This is a genomic window from Pseudomonadales bacterium (assembly GCA_024234215.1).
Lineage (GTDB): Bacteria > Pseudomonadota > Gammaproteobacteria > Pseudomonadales > UBA5862 > JACKOQ01.
Genome location: JACKOQ010000001.1, coordinates 61,820 through 80,734, shown reverse-complemented (window position 1 = coordinate 80,734; position 18,915 = coordinate 61,820). Strand labels below are relative to the sequence as shown.

At 61.1% G+C, this 18,915-nt stretch carries 19 protein-coding genes; 17 read left to right on the top strand and 2 right to left on the bottom strand.

Going from position 1 to position 18,915, the window contains the following annotated elements:
- The first annotated feature begins 7 nt into the window (after positions 1–7).
- The 5 genes from H7A13_00385 (at position 8) to H7A13_00365 (ending at position 4,791) form a co-directional block, all read left to right on the top strand.
- Complete coding sequence (locus H7A13_00385; GenBank protein MCP5331808.1) at positions 8–1,024, top strand: UPF0104 family protein; 1,017 nt, start codon at positions 8–10, stop codon at positions 1,022–1,024.
- 6 nt (positions 1,025–1,030) lie between these two features.
- Positions 1,031–2,647 carry a bifunctional lysylphosphatidylglycerol flippase/synthetase MprF gene (gene mprF / locus H7A13_00380; protein ID MCP5331807.1) on the top strand — a complete coding sequence of 539 codons (1,617 nt, stop codon included), beginning with the start codon at positions 1,031–1,033 and terminating at the stop codon, positions 2,645–2,647.
- Complete coding sequence (locus tag H7A13_00375) at positions 2,644–4,035, top strand: virulence factor family protein (GenBank protein MCP5331806.1); 1,392 nt, start codon at positions 2,644–2,646, stop codon at positions 4,033–4,035. Before mprF ends, H7A13_00375 begins: the two co-directional genes overlap by 4 nt.
- Positions 4,036–4,375: 340 nt before the next feature.
- Complete coding sequence (locus tag H7A13_00370) at positions 4,376–4,522, top strand: hypothetical protein (protein MCP5331805.1); 147 nt, start codon at positions 4,376–4,378, stop codon at positions 4,520–4,522.
- The gene (locus H7A13_00365) at positions 4,513–4,791 is read left to right on the top strand and encodes a hypothetical protein (GenBank protein ID MCP5331804.1); all 279 of its coding nucleotides are present in this window, start codon (positions 4,513–4,515) and stop codon (positions 4,789–4,791) included. The genes H7A13_00370 and H7A13_00365 overlap by 10 nt, the downstream gene beginning before the upstream one ends.
- 1,512 nt (positions 4,792–6,303) lie before the next feature.
- Here H7A13_00365 and H7A13_00360 read toward each other — a convergent pair.
- Positions 6,304–6,555, bottom strand: a complete 252-nt coding sequence (locus H7A13_00360; GenBank protein MCP5331803.1) for a hypothetical protein — start codon at positions 6,553–6,555, stop codon at positions 6,304–6,306.
- 1,076 nt (positions 6,556–7,631) lie between these two features.
- Here H7A13_00360 and H7A13_00355 point away from each other — a divergent pair.
- The gene (locus H7A13_00355; protein ID MCP5331802.1) at positions 7,632–7,868 is read left to right on the top strand and encodes an IS1 family transposase; all 237 of its coding nucleotides are present in this window, start codon (positions 7,632–7,634) and stop codon (positions 7,866–7,868) included.
- A gap of 148 nt (positions 7,869–8,016) precedes the next feature.
- Here H7A13_00355 and H7A13_00350 read toward each other — a convergent pair whose 3' ends face one another.
- A complete protein-coding gene (locus tag H7A13_00350; GenBank protein MCP5331801.1) occupies positions 8,017–9,081 on the bottom strand; it encodes an AI-2E family transporter in 1,065 nt (354 codons plus the stop codon).
- Between the two features lie 353 nt (positions 9,082–9,434).
- Here H7A13_00350 and mnmG point away from each other — a divergent pair, with 353 nt between their 5' ends.
- The 11 genes from mnmG (at position 9,435) to atpG (ending at position 18,886) form a co-directional block, all read left to right on the top strand.
- Positions 9,435–11,327, top strand: coding sequence for a tRNA uridine-5-carboxymethylaminomethyl(34) synthesis enzyme MnmG (gene mnmG / locus H7A13_00345; GenBank protein ID MCP5331800.1), 1,893 nt, complete (start codon positions 9,435–9,437; stop codon positions 11,325–11,327).
- Positions 11,328–11,334: 7 nt separating this feature from the next.
- Positions 11,335–11,976 (top strand): 16S rRNA (guanine(527)-N(7))-methyltransferase RsmG, encoded by a 642-nt coding sequence (gene rsmG / locus H7A13_00340; protein ID MCP5331799.1) that lies wholly within the window; start codon positions 11,335–11,337, stop codon positions 11,974–11,976.
- A gap of 25 nt (positions 11,977–12,001) precedes the next feature.
- Entirely contained in the window at positions 12,002–12,778 is a 777-nt protein-coding gene (locus H7A13_00335; protein ID MCP5331798.1) for a ParA family protein, read from the top strand.
- Between the two features lie 6 nt (positions 12,779–12,784).
- Positions 12,785–13,663, top strand: a complete 879-nt coding sequence (locus tag H7A13_00330; GenBank protein MCP5331797.1) for a ParB/RepB/Spo0J family partition protein — start codon at positions 12,785–12,787, stop codon at positions 13,661–13,663.
- A 140-nt stretch (positions 13,664–13,803) separates the two neighbouring features.
- Positions 13,804–14,238 (top strand): ATP synthase subunit I, encoded by a 435-nt coding sequence (locus tag H7A13_00325; protein ID MCP5331796.1) that lies wholly within the window; start codon positions 13,804–13,806, stop codon positions 14,236–14,238.
- Positions 14,239–14,246: 8 nt separating this feature from the next.
- Positions 14,247–15,068 carry a F0F1 ATP synthase subunit A gene (gene atpB / locus H7A13_00320; GenBank protein MCP5331795.1) on the top strand — a complete coding sequence of 274 codons (822 nt, stop codon included), beginning with the start codon at positions 14,247–14,249 and terminating at the stop codon, positions 15,066–15,068.
- 30 nt (positions 15,069–15,098) lie between these two features.
- A complete protein-coding gene (gene atpE, locus H7A13_00315) occupies positions 15,099–15,359 on the top strand; it encodes a F0F1 ATP synthase subunit C (protein ID MCP5331794.1) in 261 nt (86 codons plus the stop codon).
- A 43-nt stretch (positions 15,360–15,402) separates the two neighbouring features.
- Positions 15,403–15,873: a F0F1 ATP synthase subunit B gene (locus H7A13_00310; GenBank protein ID MCP5331793.1), complete on the top strand. Its 471-nt coding sequence runs from the start codon at positions 15,403–15,405 to the stop codon at positions 15,871–15,873.
- Positions 15,874–15,886: 13 nt separating this feature from the next.
- On the top strand, positions 15,887–16,429 hold the full coding sequence (locus H7A13_00305) for a F0F1 ATP synthase subunit delta (protein MCP5331792.1): 543 nt from the start codon (positions 15,887–15,889) through the stop codon (positions 16,427–16,429).
- Positions 16,430–16,444: 15 nt separating this feature from the next.
- The gene (locus H7A13_00300; protein MCP5331791.1) at positions 16,445–17,989 is read left to right on the top strand and encodes a F0F1 ATP synthase subunit alpha; all 1,545 of its coding nucleotides are present in this window, start codon (positions 16,445–16,447) and stop codon (positions 17,987–17,989) included.
- A 36-nt stretch (positions 17,990–18,025) separates the two neighbouring features.
- Positions 18,026–18,886 (top strand): F0F1 ATP synthase subunit gamma, encoded by an 861-nt coding sequence (gene atpG, locus H7A13_00295; GenBank protein MCP5331790.1) that lies wholly within the window; start codon positions 18,026–18,028, stop codon positions 18,884–18,886.
- Positions 18,887–18,915: the final 29 nt, after the last annotated feature.

Below are 18,915 nucleotides of genomic sequence, written 5' to 3'. Positions count from 1 at the left end.
TGGTGTGATGAATCGTAAAGAGATCACGACTTCAGACAACGCAGTCGGTCAGATCGATCCGCCCCGGAGGCGGCCACCGCTGGTGCCCCCGCTGCTGTCGCGCCTGAAGCCGCACCTCTTCTCGCTGATCTCGCTGGGACTCTTCATCGCGGCCCTGTGGGCCATCCACCACATGCTGGCAGGCATCACCTCCGCCCATCTGCTGGAGGAGATCGGCAGCCTCAACCGGCAGCAGATTGGTCTGGCACTGTTCTTTGCCCTGGCCAGCTTCGTGGCGCTGATGGGCTATGACTGGTCGGCGCTCAACTACATTGGCCAGCGCCTGCCGGCTTCAACCGTCGCCTTTGCCTCATTCTGCGGCTATGCCTTCTCCAACACCCTGGGTCTGAGCCTGCTGTCGGGTGGTTCGGTGCGCTACCGCATCTATGTGGTCAAGGGGCTGGATGCGGCGGATGTCGGGCGGGTGACCCTGTTCAACATGCTCGCCTTCGGCATTGGCATCCACATCGTCGGTGCCGCGGCGCTGACGGTGCGGCCAGAGTTGCTGGTGACGCTCTCTGGCGTTTCGGCACCCTGGCTGCGCGCGATGGGTGCCGCAGTGCTCATTGCGGTGGCCCTGCTGCTGTCATGGGCCCATGGGCGCACCGCACCGGTACGGCTGGCACGCTGGTCGTTTCGACTGCCGAAGACGCGGCTCACCCTGTTTCAACTGGCCGTTTCCGTCGTGGATGTGCTCTGTTGCGGCGCCTGCCTCTATGTCTTGATTCCGTCGAGCGACCTGCACTTCGTCGAATTCATGGTGGTCTATGCGTTGGCGGTCATGGCCGGCATCACCAGCCATGTGCCGGGCGGGCTTGGGGTGTTCGAGGGCATCATGCTGTTGGCGCTCTCGGGCAAGGTCTCCGCCGAGGGATTGGGTGCGGGCCTGCTGATGTACCGCATCATCTACCATCTGGGCCCGCTGTTGCTGGCGATGCTGCTGCTGGCGCTCAAGGAACTCCGTGACCGGGCGTCGCCGACCTGAAGTGCCGTGCTCGACCATCTGCAGTCGCTGGGTGGCCGGTCTGTGCCCTATCTGGCTTCGGTGATGGTCTTCGCCAGCGGTCTGGTGCTGCTGCTCTCGTCGGCCACGCCAGCAACCCCCGAGCGGCTGGCGCTGATCAGGGTGTTTGTCGCACTGCCGCTGGTCGAGATCTCCCACCTGCTCTCTTCGGTCGTCGGTCTCGGGTTGCTGATCGTCGCGCATGGACTGTACCGCAAGCTCAATGGCGCCTATCTGTTGGCCCTGCTGCTCTGTCTGAGCGGGGCGCTGTTTTCGCTGATCAAGGGCATCGACTATGAAGAGGGGCTGGTGCTCTTCGCCACCGCGCTGACGCTGCTGCTGTGCCGACACGAGTTCTACCGCCACACCACACTGCTCGACTCGCCCTTCACCACCACCTCGCTGATGGCGATTCTGGGGGCTGTTGGTGCCATGGTGTGGATGATCTTCTTCAGTTACCAGCATGTCGAATATGCCAACCACCTCTGGTGGAAGTTTGCCTACGGCGCCGATGCCTCCCGTTCGCTGCGCTCGGCCTTCGGCGTCACGGTCACGCTGTTCGCGCTCGGCCTCTACTGGCTGCTGCGCCCACCCAGGCAGCCCGCCCAACACCCCTCGGCCGAAGCACTGGAGCAGGCCGAAGCGATCATTCAGCAGCAGGACAACACCACCGCCCAGCTGGCCCTGATGGGCGACAAGCGGCTGCTGTTCACCGAAACCTGTGATGCCTTCTTGATGTATGGCATCCGTGGCGCAAGCTGGATTGCGCTGGGTGATCCGGTCGGATCGATGGATACGGCCGAAGAGCTGGCCTGGCGACTGCGTGAAATGGCCGACAGCGCCGGGGGCCGGATCGCATTCTACCAGGCGCGGCCCGCCCTGCTGCCGATCTACCTCGACATGGGGCTGACGCCGATGAAGCTGGGCGAGGAGGGCGTGGTGCTGCTCGATCGCTTTTCGCTCGAGGGCTCCAGCAACAAGCATCTGCGCTATGCCTGCAACCGCGGCGAACGCGATGGCCTGGTCATGGAGGTGATCGACAAGGCGCAGGTGCCGCAGATGCTGCCAGACCTCGAAGAGATCTCCACCGCCTGGCTCACCTCCCGCAACACCGAAGAGAAAGGTTTTTCGCTGGGGGCATTCATTCCCGACTACATCTGCCGCAACGGTGTCGCCATCGTTCGTCAACAGGGTCGACCGATCGCCTTTGCCACCCTGATGACCACCGCCACCCATGCCGAGGCGTCGCTCGACCTGATGCGCCACCGACCCGATGCACCGTCCTTGACGATGGAGTTCCTGTTCATCCGGCTGATGCAGCACTTCAAGCAGCAGGGTTTTTGTCGCTTCAATCTGGGCATGGCGCCGCTGTCGGGGCTGGAAGCACACCCCCTGGCCCCGCTCTGGTACCGCTTTGGCGATCTGATTTACAACCGGGGGGCGCGCTTCTACAACTTTCAGGGTCTGCGCCAGTTCAAGGAGAAGTTCGATCCGATCTGGGAACCGCGCTACCTGGTTTCAGAAGGCGGCCTCAGCGCGTTGCTGGCGATCACCGACACCGCCGCGTTGATTGCCGGCAGTTACAAAGGGATCGTCATGAAGTGAAGCGGTTCTTTTCCTTTGCCATGCTCTGGCTGCTCTGCCTGAGCGGCGGATCAACCCTTGCCTTCGCAGCCGAACCGCTGCTGACACTCGAAGCCAGCGAACTGGGCAGCGTCGCGGTCCATGGTCAGAAGGGGCAGACGCAGCAGTTGGCGATTCTCTTTTCATCCGAAGAGGGCCTGGCCGATGTCGACCTGCAGGCGATCGATGACCTGGTGGCACAGGGGCTGACCGTGGCAGTGATCGACACCCGGCTGGCGCTGCAACGGCTACAGGGCTTCAATCAGGATTGCCTCTACCTGCCGGGCCCACTGGAGTGGATCAGCCACTCCGTCCAGCAGCAGCTGGGCTTCACCCATTACAGCAAGCCGTTGCTGCTGGGCCGTGGCGAGGGGGGCGTGCTGGTCTACGCCAGTCTGGTGCAGGCGCCGGCGCTGGCCTTCGCCGGCGGTGTCAGTGTCGATGTCGCATCATTCAGGCTCGGTTTCGGCAAGCCGCTCTGCAACCTCGATCGCAACCGTCTCGAACCACATGACCAACGGTTCGATCCGGGTTATGCGCTGGGAGGATGGTGGCAGGTCGGCACGACCACCGCACTCAAGAACGGGGTCGGCCAGTTCGTCAAGGCTGCCGATGAGGCCAGCCAGAACCTGGTCACCCTGCTGGAGCAGCCAGCCCCCTTGTCGCGCAGCTATGGCGAAGCCGCCCAACAAGTGCTGAAGAGCCCCAGCCAGAGCGAACTGGCGCAGACGCTGGAGGACCTGCCGCTGGTCGAAGTCTCGTCGCAATCGACGACCAGAACACTGGTGATCATCTACTCCGGTGACGGCGGCTGGCGCGATCTCGACCAATCGCTCGGCGAACTGCTCAAGCAGAAGGATCTGGCGGTGCTGGGGATCGATGCGCTGCGCTACTTCTGGTCGAAACGGACGGCCGAAGAGAGCGCCCTCGACCTGGCGCGCATCCTCATCCACTACCGCAAGGCGTGGCAGATCGAGAACGTGGTGCTGGTCGGATACTCCTTTGGCGCCGACATCCTGCCGGCCATCTACAACCACCTGCCGGCGCCGTTGCAGTCCTCGGTGCGGCTGATCTCGCTGCTGGTACCGGCCTTCAAGGCCGACTTCAGCATCCAGGTCAGCGGCTGGTTCGGCGCCGACGCCAGCGACGAAGCCATGCCGCTGGCGCCCGAGATCGCCCGCATCGATCGCACCAAATTGCAATGCTTCTACGGCACCGACGAAGCCGACGAATCACTCTGCCTCGACCCCGTCATGCAAGGCAGCGAAATCATCGCCCGCCCCGGCGGCCACCACTTCGATGAAAACTACGACATCATCGCCGAACAGATCAGCAGCGCCATTCAGCGCCGGCTGGCAGCAAAGCGCTGAAGAGGAGCGTTGGGGACCACGGTTTTCCTCAAGCACATCCTGCGCGTGATCGCGATTGGATCCGGTTCTACAACCACCGCCAGCCGCACCAGGCGCTCGGCGTGCCCCCGCCGAGGCCCATGCTTCAGCGGCCCGACCCGTGCAGAAACCGCCGGGCCATTGCGCAAACGCGTGACCGGCGTTCTGAACCCCGATGGCGCTTCGCCGGCAGGCTGCGCCTCTTCCTTGCGGATGACTGCCCCAAATGAAAACGGCTGCTTCACCAGGCTGACACAAACCTGTGACAACGTTGCTGCGTTTCTGGCACTCACTCATGGCAAAAATAACCGGGAGATTTTCGATGCAACGCTACGCAGCCACCCTGCTCGCCGCTTCTTTCGGCATGTTGTTCGCTTCCACCACCCAGGCAGCGCTGGTCGTGACCGAGGTCGCGCCGCAGACCGTCGCGGGCACCTGTCTGCAATCAATGGAGACTCTGTGGAACTGACCAACTTCGGCGCTGTCGGCGTCAATCTGCTGGGCTACAGGGGCCGATATCGAAGACGTGCGCGCTGCCCGGCATCGACAGCAACCTTTCGTGATCAACTCCCCGGTGAGTCGATCATCATTCTGGAAGAAGCCCGCATCGAGCAAAGATGCGTGGCGAACCAATTGGGGCATTGCGCCTCGGTGCGGGATTCTCGCACTGATGAAATGGTCGACGACCCGGACACCGGAGGGCGACACCTGGGCTGGGCAGCGCTGACGACGGCGTAGAATATTCTTTTACGGTCCGAACGGCGAATTCGTTGAGCAGCTATACCTACGCATCGACCGTGCGCGGCAAATTCCCGCCCGAGCAAAGCGGTGCAGGAGTGAATCTCGGACCCAGCCTGGTCGAAAAACGGGGCCCCCGGCCGCAAACAACAATATTGGTCGCCCGGCGTCGCTGTCGCGCCTAAAGCGGTGCCAGGACTCGGCATCGGTTTCGATAGCCACGACCGCTGTTTCCTGCAGCCGTCGCCGTCGCATCGCCACCCGAGTCCTGGAAGTCGGGAATTGGGAGGAATGAAAAGAAGGTCGGCGCTTCCGGCGCCGCCGACCCCTTTTGTCTTCACAACCTGCGGCGTGGTCGGTCTCTGCCATAGCCTCCGCACCAGCCTGTCGCTGTCGATTCGGCCATCTAGATGATGGCCGATCCCTGTCGGGACCAGGGCGCCATCAGGCGCCGGTACAGTCGGCGGCGGCGCACGGAAATGGCCATTACCAACCAGCGCGCTACCGAACATCCACACGGCTTCGCCGGAACGGGAACCGGCGCCGGAGGAGTGAGCACGAACAGGCGGGAATTGGCGTACCTGAATCCGGCCACCAGATAAAATGCGCATTCGAAGCCATCGACCGTCACGCTTCGATGGCCTGCGTCGTAAGCGCCGTCAGACCGAAGGCTCAGCACCGTGCCGGTACTGTCGATCTCGACGATCTTTGCGGGAATCCAGACTGAGGATGAGCAGGTTACTTTGCCGCGGAAATGGCCGATGAGTGCATCGATGGGAGAGAGAGTCTGACATCGGAGAGGTTGTTCAGTCCGAACAGGTCAGCAGAACCTGAGAATAGGTTGCTGGTCGTCGCAGAGCCACCGCCCACCAGAAAATTCAGTGTGCTGACACGAAGTTGCGCCGGAGTGTCCTGCTTGACCGTAGAACTGTCCGTTGCGAGGATCGACACTGGATACCTTCGGTACCGACATTTCCACGCTCGCGGTGCTGCCGGTGATGGCCACGCTGGGTGTTATTGAGCGCGATAGTGCCATCTTTCGCGTAGGTGAACCTGTACGCGATTTGTGGCTGCCCATCGACGACGACCGTACTCACTGTTGCCGAGGTAAGCGAGACCTTCGGCATCGTTAGGCTCTTCGATCCGGTGCCGGTCCAGTCGAACGCCATGGTCCCTAAGGTCTGACCACACTGCGCGAAATTTCGACGACCCCCGGAGCCCTGTCGCCACAAAGAACAGGGCTGCCGCGGTCACGCGCGCGTAAGTGACGGCAGAGGCCTCGAGGCCCATGCCGTTCAGCGTGTGTCCAGCGTATATAGCTGCTGTTCAGCGTGTGTAGCCGCTGATTGATCGACGTGATCTGCGCGTGTGCGGAAGTCGTGCAGGCGGCGGCAACGAGCGCATGAGCAGGATTGCGGGTCTTCGCGGCGGGTTCTCCAGATGCGGGTGAACGGACGGTAAAATGCCCTGGCCTGTCGCGCAGCGCGCGCAACAGACGAGGTATCGCGCAGACTACGAATCGACTGTTTCAGCACGATGAATCCGCAGCAAGCCCATGCATCCGCGAATGGACGACGGGGCATTGCAAACGGCGCCTGGCACCGGTACCGGCGCCACACGGAACTGGCTGACGATGACGAGATCTCTCGCAAGATGATTCCGCAGAGATCTTCCGGCGAGCCTGGCCGCCGTGACCTGCTCGTCGGTGAAGTGCGTGATGCCGTAAGTCGTGACGAGCAGTGCACGGTTCAGCCAGGTTTTCATGAATGTGAGCGATCACTTCTATCGCCACCCATCACCCCTCTCGGCCAGGATTACAATCAGCATCCACCTGCTCAAACAGCACCAGTTTATGCATCCAGCTCCGGCCCAGCGGGCCTTTGCTGCAGGCGGTCATGGCGCACTGTGTTTGAGAAAGCACCATTCATGATGGAAACAGAAAGAGATCGAGTCCATTTTTTAAGAAAATGTTAAAAGTTCACCATGCGAGCCGGTCGCTCCATGGCGGCAGTGGCGACACTGCGATCATCAAACAGGAAGGGTCATCGCTATGAGCGAATCCTTGCGAAACACGACTCGACAGACTCCAATTTGCGGATCAGGAACAATCCGCCGGTCGTCGCTTCGCTGATCATCCTGGGATCGATTGTCACGTTCTGTCGACCTTCACCAATGCGGCAAAACCTTTGATCTGGTCAAGGATCGAAAACTCTGGCCCAACATCACGGTGAATGGAAGGCCGAGATCACTTTTATGACTCGGATCAATGCAAAGTATTTCAGATTCACCTTCGACGGCGAAGGAAGAGGTCCATGGAACGGTTTCATTTCTCTGCGCGAAAAGAGAATTCTCGAAGGCAAGGTGAGCGAAGCAAACCCGATTCATTGCGAAAACACGCGAGTCTGGAGACTGGAGCAACACCAAAGAGGTGGTGCACCGTTACCATGGAAAGGTCTCGGACGATGAAATCCGGTTTGTCATGCAATCCGAAGGTGCGGTTTTTCTGGAAAGCACGTACCCATCGAGTTTCCACCGCCCACAGAGTGCCTGGCACTCGCGATAGCCGCCACCTTGCGCGCATGACTGGTTTTGTTTCGGGGAATGTTACAACCGCGGTCTGTCCCCACCCGCAGGTGGTTCGGTTCCCCAATTCGCACGTAATCGTGGTTCGTCCCACCTGCACGCAGCAATGCGAGTCGGGCGCTGAATTAAGCCGACCGGCGAAGCCGGTTCGGCTTGAATTAATTGTTAGGGGGCTCGCCCATACTTTTGAAAGGCTATGTCCCTTTTAAATATTGTTATATTCTGACATCAATCGAATCAACAGGATAGGTGCAGGCATGAGAGCGGAAGCCTTTCGACGATTGACGGCGGAGCTTGAGAAGCTGACGCCGCGCCAGAAGCAGTTGCTGGCGGATCGCTTGCATGCGCAGAGCCAAGCCACCGAGGTGCATGGAGTGATCGAAAGCCGGTTGGGTTCTGCGCCGGTCTGTCCGCATTGTGCGCATCCTCGGGTTGTGCGCTGGGGCAAGGTTTCCGGGCTGCAACGCTATCGTTGCGGCGCGTGCCATAATTGATTAGGGACAGACCACGGTTTCCTGTTCCTGATCAAGGCGCTTTCCAAAACTTCGATATTGAACGAACCGTGGTCTGTCGCTGTTTTCGTGCTCCGATCTGTTGGAACTGCGCGGCACACGAAACAGGCGCTCTCCTGCACAACCCCCCTCAACCCAGCGCATCATCCTGCAGCAGTGACCAGCAGGAGACGAAGAGCGCGGCGATCAGCGGGCCGATCACGAAACCGTTCATGCCAACCAGCACGATACCGCCGATGGTGGAGAGCAGCACCAGATAGTCGGGCAGTTTGATGTCCTTGCCAACCAGAATCGGCCGCAGCAGGTTGTCGACCAGACCGATGACGAACAGGCCAAACAGAATCAGCACGATGCCGCGCCAAATCTCACCGCTCAGCAGCAGATAGAGTGAGGTCGGCAGCCAGATCAGGCCGGAGCCAACCGCCGGCACCAGCGACAGGAACGCCATCAGCACACCCCAGAGCACCGCAGCCTCGATGCCAAGGATCGAGAAGATGATCCCGCCCAGCAGGCCCTGGGTGGCGGCCACGATCAGGTTGCCCTTGATGGTGGCGCGCACCACGGTGGCAAACATGCCGAACAGCCGGCTCTTTTTGGTCTCTTCGAGTGGCAGTGCCTGCCGGATGCGTTCGAGGATCGTCACACCATCACGGATGAAGAAAAACAGCAGGTAGAGCATCAGGCCGATGCTCAGGATGAACTTGAAGGCATTCTGGCCGATGCTGAGCGCCTGGTTGGCGATGAACTGGCTGCTCTGCATCAGCGCCTCGGTGATCTTGCTCTTCAGGTCCAGATTGTTCTCGAGCCCGTAGCGCTCGATCAGTGGTCGCAACCCCGTGGGAATCAGTCCGCGCACCTTGTCGAGGTAGGCGCCGACATTCACATTGCCCGACTGCACCTTCTGGTAGAGCAGTTGCCCCTCATTGACCAGCGAGATCGAGATCAGCACCACCGGGATGATCGCCAGAAACAGGCAGATCAGCAGCGTCAGCAGCGCAGTGAGGTTCTGATGCCGGGGGTGGCGTCTGATCAACATCCGCTGAATCGGCTGGAAGATGATCGCCAGCACTGCGGCCCAGAACAGCGCTCCATAGAAAGGCAGCAGCATCACCGTGAAGGCCAGCGTGACCAGCAACAGCACCAGCAGAAAGCTCTTGTTCTTGATGTTGGCGTCGGCCTGGTCACTGTTGCGCATGATGAGCTCGGATGATGTTCGGATTCGGTTGTGGACAAGCTGGGTAAAGCGCGGCTGTTTCGTTGTGGGCAACCGTTGCATCGATCGGTCACAGCGGGCAGTGCCAGCGATGCGCTGCGGTTATCCCCAACTCACCCCCACTGCAAAGGCCACTTTACCAACAACAGCCCAAAAGAGAAAAATTACTTGAAATCATGGTGTTGAAAACTTGCTCACAGGCCAGGGCGAGCCTAACAACCACAACCATCTTTTAAATCAAAACAGAATAATATCTGTCAGTCCGGCAATTTCGCTTTGGCTTAGCGGAGTTCTATAATCGCTGCCCTTTTGCTTTTCTCAGGTCGATGCGCGCCATGCAACACCCCAGCCGGTTCGATGTCATTGTCGTGGGCGGCGGTCATGCCGGCACTGAGGCGGCGCTGGCAGCCGCCCGCATGGGCTGCCGGACCCTGTTGCTGACCCAGAACATCGAAACCCTGGGGCAGATGTCCTGCAATCCGGCCATTGGCGGCATTGGCAAGAGCCATCTGGTGAAGGAGATCGATGCGCTGGGGGGCGCCATGGCGCAGGCAACCGACCGCGCCGGCATCCAGTTTCGTGTGCTCAACAGCCGCAAAGGTGCTGCAGTGCGGGCCACCCGGGCGCAGGCCGACCGCGTGCTCTACCGTGCCGCCATTCGCCAGACCATCGAGAACCAGCCCAACCTGCTGCTGTTCCAGCAGGCGGTCGATGACCTGATTCTGAGCGGTGACCGGGTGAGTGGCGTCATCACCCAGATGGGCTTGCGCTTCAGCGCCAGCACGGTGGTGCTGACCGCTGGCACCTTTCTGGGCGGCGTCATTCACATCGGCCTGCAGCACCACCAGGGTGGACGCGCCGGCGATCCCGCTTCGACCACGCTGGCTGCACGGCTGCGTGAGTACCCACTTCCGGTGGGGCGGCTCAAGACCGGTACACCGCCGCGCATCGATGGGCGCACAGTCGACTTCTCGGTGATGCAGCCGCAGCCCGGTGACCAGCCGACACCGGTGATGTCCTACCTGGGTCGTGCGGCGCAGCATCCAGCGCAGGTCTGCTGCCACATCACCCATACCAATGCCCGTACCCACGACATCATCCGCGGCGGACTCGACCGCTCGCCGATGTACACCGGTGTGATCGAAGGAGTGGGTCCACGCTACTGCCCGTCGATCGAGGACAAGATCACCCGCTTTGCCGACAAAAGCAGCCACCAGATTTTCGTCGAGCCGGAGGGGCTGAATACCCATGAGCTCTATCCCAACGGCATCTCCACCAGCCTGCCGTTCGATGTGCAGCTGGAGCTGGTCCATTCGATCAAAGGCTTCGAGAATGCCCACATCAGCCGGCCCGGTTATGCGATCGAGTATGACTATTTCGACCCGCGCGGCCTGCATCCATCACTGGAGACCCGCACGATCGAGGGGTTGTTCTTTGCCGGGCAGATCAATGGCACCACCGGCTACGAGGAGGCTGCGGCCCAGGGGCTGCTGGCCGGCATCAATGCGGCACTCAAGGTCAGGGAGCAGCCGGCCTGGACACCACGCCGTGACCAGGCCTATCTGGGTGTGCTGGTCGATGACCTGATCACCCGCGGCACCATCGAGCCCTACCGGATGTTCACCAGCCGCGCCGAATACCGCCTGCTGCTGCGTGAGGACAACGCCGACATGCGTCTGACTGCGATCGGGCGCCAGCTTGGCCTGGTCGATGAAGAGCGCTGGCGCCACTTCAACGAAAAGTGCGAGGCGATCGAGTGTGAACGCAGCCGCCTCACCACAACCTGGATTCGCCCGAACACCGCCGAGGCCAGCGCCATCGAGGCGCTGATTGGCGAGCCGCTGTTGCGAGAATACAGCCTGGCGACCCTGCTGAAGCGGCCTGAACTGGGTTATCAGGCTCTGCTGACCGTGCTCGGCGAGACGCCGCAGTGGGATGCGGCCAGCGAGCAGGTCGAGATCGAGATCAAGTACGAGGGCTACATCAAGCGGCAGCAGCAGGAGATCGAGCGGTTGCAGCGGCAGGAGTCGATGGTGATTCCCGACGACCTCGACTTCAACCAGATCACCGGATTGTCGAATGAAGTGAAGCAGAAATTGACCCAGGCCCGGCCCGACAGCCTGTCACGTGCATCACGGATACCCGGCGTCACGCCGGCGGCGATCTCGCTGCTGCTGATCCATCTGAAAAAGCAGGCCCTGCGCCAGAGCGCTGCGGGTTCCCGCTGAGGGTGTGATGACCGAGGCGCAGAACGAACGGCAACTGCTGAGCGAGGGACTGACCCGGATTCAGGGTGAGCCCCCCTTGCCGGCGGTGGTCGACCTGCTGCTGCAGTATGCACAGCGTCTGCGGCTGTGGAACCGGCGCTTCAACCTGATCAGCCGCGGTGATGAAGAGAAGCTGGTCTCACGCCATCTGCTCGATTCACTGATCCTGTTGCCCTTCATCGATCGGCAGCCGATCATCGACCTGGGCAGCGGCGCCGGTCTGCCCGGCATTCCGCTGGCGATCTGCCGTCCCGAGCTGTCGATCACGCTGCTCGACAGCAACGGCAAGAAAACCCGTTTTCTGACCCAGGTCAAAACCGAGCTGCAGCTGGAACAGTTGCAGGTGGTTCATGCCAGAATGGAGCAGCATCGATCGCCGGTTGCGTTCAATCTGCTGATGAGCCGTGCCGTTAGTGACGTGGCGACCCTGATTGAACAGAGCAGCCAACTGGCGGCGTCGGCGGCCCGCTATCTGCTTTTGAAGGGAACCTATCCGCAGCATGAGCTGGAAAACATTCCGCCAACCCACCAGGTGGTCGCGGTCGAATCCCTGAAGGTGCCAGGATTGAGCGCAACCCGCCACCTGGTGATCGTGCAAAAAAGAGAATAAATAACAGAGGCAATCAGGCCAGCAGATGACGCGCATCATCGCAATCACCAACCAGAAAGGCGGGGTGGGCAAGACCACCACCAGCGTCAATCTGGCGGCTTCGCTTGCCGCGACCAGAAAGCGGGTGCTGCTGGTCGATCTCGATCCGCAGGGCAACAGCACCATGGGCAGCGGCGTCGAGAAGAATCAGCTCGCCAGCTCGATCTACGACCTGCTGATGCGTGAGCAGCCGTTCGACCGGGTGGTGCTGGGCAACCTGCAGGTGGGCTATGACCTGATTCCCTCCAACGAGGATGTCACCGCTGCCGAGGTCGAGCTGATCCAGCAGCCCGACCGTGAGCAGCGGCTGCGCGAGAGCCTGACCGCGGTCAGGGACCGCTACGACTTCATTCTGATCGACTGCCCCCCCTCGCTCAGCATGCTGACGGTGAATGCGCTGGCAGTGGCCGATGGGGTCATCATTCCGATGCAGTGCGAGTACTATGCGCTGGAGGGGCTCAGCTCGCTGCTCAACACGCTGGACCGGATACGGCAGAAGCTCAATCCGCCACTGCAGATCGATGGACTGCTGCGCACGATGTATGACCCCCGCAACAGCCTGACCCAGGAGGTCTCGCGCCAGTTGCATGAACATTTCGGCGACAGGCTGTTGAGAACGGTGATTCCACGCAATGTGCGGCTGGCCGAAGCGCCCAGCCATGGCCTGCCTGTGTTGCTGTACGACAAGAACTCCAAGGGTGCGACCGCCTATCTGGCCCTGGCCGGAGAGCTGCTGCGCCGACTGGACGACACCGGGGATTGATCGACGATGACGAGCAAGAAGAGGCAGGGGCTGGGCCGTGGGCTGGATGCGCTACTGGGCAAGAGCGCCAGTATTGCCAGCGAGGCGACCGGCCAACAGGGCGAGCTGCGCGAACTGCCGATCGACCAGCTTCAGCGCGGACGCTATCAGCCCCGGCGCGAGATGGACCCTGAGGCACTGGAAGAGCTGGCGCAGTCGATCCGCAGCCAGGGCATCATGCAGCCGATCATCGTCCGTCCACTGACCCATGACCAGCATGAGATCATCGCCGGCGAGCGGCGCTGGCGCGCGGCCCGGCTGGCCGGTCTCGACACTGTTCCGGTGCTGGTCCGGGAGATTCCCGATGAGGCCGCCGTCGCGATGGCGCTGATCGAAAACATCCAGCGCGAAGATCTCAATCCGCTTGAAGAGGCGCAGGCCCTGCATCGGCTCAGCAACGACTTTCAGCTCACCCACCAGGAGCTGGCCGCGCTGGTGGGCAAATCGCGCGCGACCGTCACCAATCTGCTGCGACTGCTGGCGCTGGCTGATGAGGTGAAGAGACTGCTCGAAAATGGCGACCTGGAGATGGGCCACGCCCGGGCACTGCTGTCGCTCGATGCGGCCAGACAGCGCGAAGCGGCGCGCCTGATCGTCGCCAAGGGGCTCTCGGTGCGCCAGACCGAAGATCTGGTGCGCAGCCTCACCGACAATGCCGGCAACCACCGTGGCAAAAAGCTGCCAGCAGCCCAGGTGCAGCCGGACATCCAGCGGCTCGAAGAGAACCTCTCCGAGCGCCTCGGTGCTGCGGTGTCGATTCAGCACCGTCAGAGTGGCAAAGGCAGTCTGGTCATCCGCTACAATACCCTGGACGAGCTGGATGGCATCCTGGCGCATCTGCAGTGATGCATTCTGCTTGGCCGCCGCCGAGCACGAAGAAACAGCTGCAATGGCTTGAATCGCCAATTTCTTCCTTGAATGGGTCTGCCAATCCCTCTATAATCGCGGCCGCCTGAGCAGGGCACGACGCGCAGAGTGGTTCGATCATGATTCATGGCCAGTTGCGAGGCCGACAAAGGCGCTCGCATGGAACATCCACGATCGGCAAACCGGCATTCCAGCGCGTGGTTCTTGCCCAGAGCGTTGCCACCCTGGTGGCTGGCCTCATCGGCGCCGGTGTGGATTGGATCTGGGCCTATTCGGCCCTGCTTGGCGGATTCACCGCGGTGATTCCCAATGGCTACTTTGCCTTCAGGGTGTTCGCGCATCAGGGCGCGCAGTCTGCGGCAAGGATCGTCCGCGCATTCTATTGGGGTGAAGCGGCGAAGCTCGGTTTGACCGCGGCAATGTTCTGTCTGGTTTTTGTACTGGTCAGGCCGCTGAGCGTGGCTGCGCTGTTTGGCGCATTCGTGGTTGTGCAGGCGGTGGGCTGGGCTGCATCGGCAAGGCTGGCTGCGGTTGCCCCTAAACGAGATGTATAAGGTAAGTCATGGCAGAAGGCGCTCTCACATCCTCTGAATACATCAAGCATCACCTGCAGAACCTGGCCTTCGGTCGCTTCCCCGATGGCCATTGGGGCTTGGCCCACTCCGCGCAGGAGGCCGCCGATTTCGGCTTCTGGGCGATCCATGTCGACACCATGGGTTGGTCGATCGGTCTGGGGCTGCTGTTCATCCTGTTCTTTCGATCGGTGGCCAAAAAGGCTTCATCAGGCGTGCCGGGCATGGCGCAGAACATCGTCGAAATGGCGGTCGAGTTTGTCGACACCAGCGTCAAGGAGAGCTTTCATGGTCAGAGCAAGCTGATCGCGCCGTTGGCGTTGACCATCTTCTGCTGGATTCTGATGATGAACTGCATGGACCTGCTGCCGGTCGACCTGCTGCCAAGGATCGCCGGCCTGCTGGGTGTGCACTACTTCAAGGTGGTGCCCACCACCGACCTCAATGCCACCTTGGGCATGTCGATCTCCGTATTTCTGCTGATTGTTTTTTACAGCATAAAAATCAAAGGGCTGGGTGGGTTTGTCGGTGAGCTGACATTGCAGCCCTTTGGCAAGTGGATGATGCCTTTCAACCTGCTGTTGGAAGGGGTGGGTCTGCTGGCCAAGCCGGTCAGCCTTGGTCTTCGACTCTTCGGAAACCTCTATGCCGGTGAGTTGATCTTCATCCTGATTGCGCTGCTGCCGCTTTTTGCACAGTGGCCGCTGTCGGTACCCTGGGCAATCTTCCACATCCTGATCGTGGTGCTGCAAGCATTCATCTTCATGATGTTGACCATTGTCTATCTGAGCATGGCGCACGAGCACCACTGACCTTTTCTTTGACCACAAACGGGAGAAACCATGGAGACTGTAATTGGCTTTACCGCTATCGCTGTCGCACTGCTGATCGGTATGGGTGCCCTGGGCACCGCGATCGGGTTCGGCATTCTGGGTGGCAAGTTCCTTGAGGGCGCGGCCCGCCAACCAGAGATGGCGCCGATGCTGCAGGTGAAGATGTTCATCGTTGCGGGTCTGCTCGACGCCGTGACCATGATCGGTGTGGGTATCGCCCTGTTCTTCACCTTCGCCAATCCTTTCGTTGGTCAATTGGCGGCTGGTTGATCTCGCGTCATCAGTTTTCCCCTCTGCCTGCTGAGGTGTCGGTGTGAATATCAATGCAACCCTGCTTGGGCAAATGATTGCCTTCGCCCTCTTTACCTGGTTCTGCATGAAGTACGTGTGGCCGCCGATGATGGCTGCGCTGACGGAACGGCAGAAGAAGATTGCCGAGGGGCTCGATGCCGCTTCCCGCGCCGAGCATGACCTGGAGCTGGCCAAGCAGCGGGTGGTTGAGCAGCTTCGCGAAGGCAAGGATCAGGCAGCCGCGATCATCGAGCAGGCCAACCGACGGGGTATTTCGATCATCGAAGAGGCCAAGGAGCAGGCACGCCGCGAAGTTGACCGAATCAAGGAGGGAGCCCGTGCCGAGATCGAGCAGGAGCTGATGCAGGCCAAGGAGGCATTGCGCACCCAGGTGGCGAAACTGGCGGTGGCCGGTGCCGAGCGGATTCTGCAAAAGGCGGTCAACGACGAAGTCGATGCAGAGTTGATCGACCGTCTGGCTGGCGAGCTGTAACCGGAGTCACCCAATGGCTGAGCTCACCACCCTTGCCCGTCCCTACGCCAGAGCCGCTTTCGAGAGTGCGCTGGCTGAAACAAGTCTGGCCGACTGGTCGCAGGTGCTCGCCTTTCTGGCGGTGGCCAGCAGCGATCCGAAGGTCGGGCAGCTTCTTGGGTCGCCACGGCTCACCGCTGGCAACCAGGTGGCCATGCTGGTCGATCTGGCCAGCGAGCAGGTCACCATCAGTCAGTCGGTCAAGAACTTTCTGGGTCTGCTGGCTGAGCAGAAACGCCTGCCATTGCTGCCGCAGATCGCTGTGCTGTTCGAGATTCTGCGGGCAGAGCAAGAGAAGTCGGTCGATGTCACCGTCACCAGCGCCCATCCGCTGAGCCAGGCGCAGCTTCAGAAAATCACCGAGGCGCTGTACCGGCGCTTCAACAAATCCATTCATATTCAAGCCCATCTGGATTCGGCGCTGATCGGCGGAGTGACGATACGCGCTGGTGATCTGGTCATTGATGGCTCGGTAAAAGGCAAGCTCAGTCGACTTGCCGAAGCGATGAACACCTGATTTGAGGAAAAGAGCATGCAGCAGCTGAACCCAGCCGAAATCAGCGAGATTATCAGGCAGCGGATCGCCAAGTTCGACATTGGCGCCGAGGCCCGCAACGAAGGCACCATCGTGTCGGTCTCCGATGGGGTCGTGCGCATCCATGGTCTGGCTGACGTGATGTACGGGGAGATGATCGAATTCCCCGGGGGGCTCTATGGCATGGCCCTCAACCTGGAGCGCGATTCGGTGGGTGCCGTGGTGCTGGGTGAGTACAAGGGGCTGACCGAAGGTCAGACCGCCCGCTGCACCGGCCGCATTCTCGAAGTGCCGGTGGGTCCGGAGCTGATCGGCCGCGTCGTCGATCCGCTCGGCAACCCGATCGACGGCAAGGGTCCACTCAACCACAAGATGACCGATGCGATCGAAAAGGTCGCGCCCGGGGTGATCAGCCGCAAATCGGTCGACCAACCGGTGCAGACTGGTCTCAAGGTGATCGATGCCATGGTGCCGATCGGACGTGGCCAGCGCGAACTGATCATCGGCGACCGCCAGGTCGGCAAGACGGCGATTGCGCTCGATGCCATCATCAACCAGAAGGGTACCGGCGTCATCTGCATCTACGTAGCGATCGGCCAGAAGCAGTCGACCATCGCCAATGCCGTGCGCAAACTCGAAGAGCATGGCGCGATGGATCACACCATCATCGTGGCCGCCGGTGCGGCCGACCCGGCCTCGACCCAGTACATCGCCCCTTACTCTGGTTGCACCATGGGCGAATACTTCCGCGACCGCGGCCAGGATGCCCTGATCATCTATGACGACCTGACCAAGCAGGCGTGGGCCTATCGGCAGATCTCCCTGCTGCTGCGCCGTCCGCCGGGCCGTGAAGCCTATCCGGGTGACGTCTTCTATCTGCACTCGCGCCTGCTCGAGCGGGCGGCACGGGTCAATGCCGAATATGTCGAGCAGTTCACCCAGGGCGAGATCAAAGGCCAGACCGGTTCACTGACCGCACTGCCGATCATCGAAACCCAGGGCGGTGACGTCTCGGCGTTCGTTCCGACCAACGTGATCTCGATCACCGATGGTCAGATCTATCTCGAGTCCGACCTCTTCAACGCCGGCATCCGTCCGGCGATGAATGCCGGCCTGTCGGTGTCGCGGGTGGGCAGCGCGGCCCAGACCAAGATCATCAAGAAGCTGGGCGGCAACATTCGTCTGTCTCTGGCGCAGTATCGCGAACTGGCGGCCTTCTCGCAGTTTGCGTCGGATCTCGACGATGCCACCCGTGAACAGCTGGAGCATGGCAAGCGCGTCACCGAGCTGATGAAGCAGAAGCAGTACTCGCCGATGAGCGTGGCCGAGATGGGGATCGTGCTCTATGCGGTCAACGAAGGGTTCCTGAAGGACATTCCGGTCGATCAGGTGGTGAACTTCGAGGCCGCCCTGCTCTCCTACCTGCGTGCCGAGCAGAGTGCGCTGCTGAGCCAGATCAACGAAAAGGGTGACTACAACGACCAGATCGCCGCCAGCATTCGCAGCGCGATCGAGACCTTCAAGAAGACCCAATCCTGGTAACCAGCCAGGGCGTCACCCTCCAGAGACAGCTCAGCGATGGCCAGTGGCAAAGAGATTCGGAAGCAGATTTCCAGCGTCAAGAGCACGCAGAAGATCACCAATGCGCAGCAGATGGTGGCGGTGAGCAAGATGCGCAAGGCCACCGATCGAATGGCGGCCGGCAAGCCCTATGCGACCCACATTCGTGCGGTGATTGGCCATCTGGCCAATTCGTCGGCCGAATACCGTCACACCTACCTCGAAGAGCGGGAGGTGAAGCGGGTCGGCTACATCGTCGTCACCAGCGACCGTGGTCTGTGCGGTGGGCTCAACATCAACCTGTTCAAGGCACTGACCCAGGAGATGGCGCAGTGGAGCCGTCAAGGGGTGGGCATCGACCTTTGCGTCATCGGCAACAAGGGTCAGGCCTACTTCAACAGCTACGGCGGCAACCTGCTGGCCAGTGTCAGCCGGCTTGGCGACACCCCGGTGATCGCTGATCTGGTGGGTCCGATCCGGGTGATGCTCGATGCCTACACCGCGGGGAAGGTCGACCGGGTCGTGCTGGCCGGCAACACCTTCATCAACACCATGACCCAGAAGCCGACGCTGAACCAGCTCCTGCCGCTGCAGGCCGAGGATGCGCAGCAGTACAAGCACCGCTGGGACTACATCTATGAACCCGATGCCAAGGAGCTGCTCGATGGGCTGCTGACCCGGTTCATCGAGTCGCAGGTCTATCAGGCGGTGGTCGAGAATTTCGCCTGCGAGCAGGCCGCGCGCATGGTGGCAATGAAGAGCGCCAGCGAGAATGCCGCCGAGCTCATCAACGAGCTGCAGCTGGCCTACAACAAGGTGCGTCAGGCCGGCATCACCCAGGAGCTGGCCGAAATCGTCGGTGGCGCAGCCGCCGTATGAGGCGGATGAATTATTCAGATTTGATTGAG

Excerpts from the sequence above, each read along its gene's own strand:
- H7A13_00305 (MCP5331792.1), top strand. The coding sequence starts at position 15,887 with ATGGCTGAGCTCACCACCCTTGCCCGTCCCTACGCCAGAGCCGCTTTC.
- H7A13_00300 (MCP5331791.1), top strand. The coding sequence starts at position 16,445 with ATGCAGCAGCTGAACCCAGCCGAAATCAGCGAGATTATCAGGCAGCGG.
- rsmG (MCP5331799.1), top strand. The coding sequence starts at position 11,335 with ATGACCGAGGCGCAGAACGAACGGCAACTGCTGAGCGAGGGACTGACC.
- atpE (MCP5331794.1), top strand. The coding sequence starts at position 15,099 with ATGGAGACTGTAATTGGCTTTACCGCTATCGCTGTCGCACTGCTGATC.
- mnmG (MCP5331800.1), top strand. The coding sequence starts at position 9,435 with ATGCAACACCCCAGCCGGTTCGATGTCATTGTCGTGGGCGGCGGTCAT.
- atpB (MCP5331795.1), top strand. The coding sequence starts at position 14,247 with ATGGCAGAAGGCGCTCTCACATCCTCTGAATACATCAAGCATCACCTG.
- H7A13_00360 (MCP5331803.1), bottom strand. The coding sequence starts at position 6,555 with ATGAAAACCTGGCTGAACCGTGCACTGCTCGTCACGACTTACGGCATC.
- H7A13_00330 (MCP5331797.1), top strand. The coding sequence starts at position 12,785 with ATGACGAGCAAGAAGAGGCAGGGGCTGGGCCGTGGGCTGGATGCGCTA.
- H7A13_00335 (MCP5331798.1), top strand. The coding sequence starts at position 12,002 with ATGACGCGCATCATCGCAATCACCAACCAGAAAGGCGGGGTGGGCAAG.
- H7A13_00385 (MCP5331808.1), top strand. The coding sequence starts at position 8 with ATGAATCGTAAAGAGATCACGACTTCAGACAACGCAGTCGGTCAGATC.
- H7A13_00370 (MCP5331805.1), top strand. The coding sequence starts at position 4,376 with ATGCAACGCTACGCAGCCACCCTGCTCGCCGCTTCTTTCGGCATGTTG.
- atpG (MCP5331790.1), top strand. The coding sequence starts at position 18,026 with ATGGCCAGTGGCAAAGAGATTCGGAAGCAGATTTCCAGCGTCAAGAGC.
- H7A13_00350 (MCP5331801.1), bottom strand. The coding sequence starts at position 9,081 with ATGCGCAACAGTGACCAGGCCGACGCCAACATCAAGAACAAGAGCTTT.
- H7A13_00325 (MCP5331796.1), top strand. The coding sequence starts at position 13,804 with ATGATTCATGGCCAGTTGCGAGGCCGACAAAGGCGCTCGCATGGAACA.
- H7A13_00355 (MCP5331802.1), top strand. The coding sequence starts at position 7,632 with ATGAGAGCGGAAGCCTTTCGACGATTGACGGCGGAGCTTGAGAAGCTG.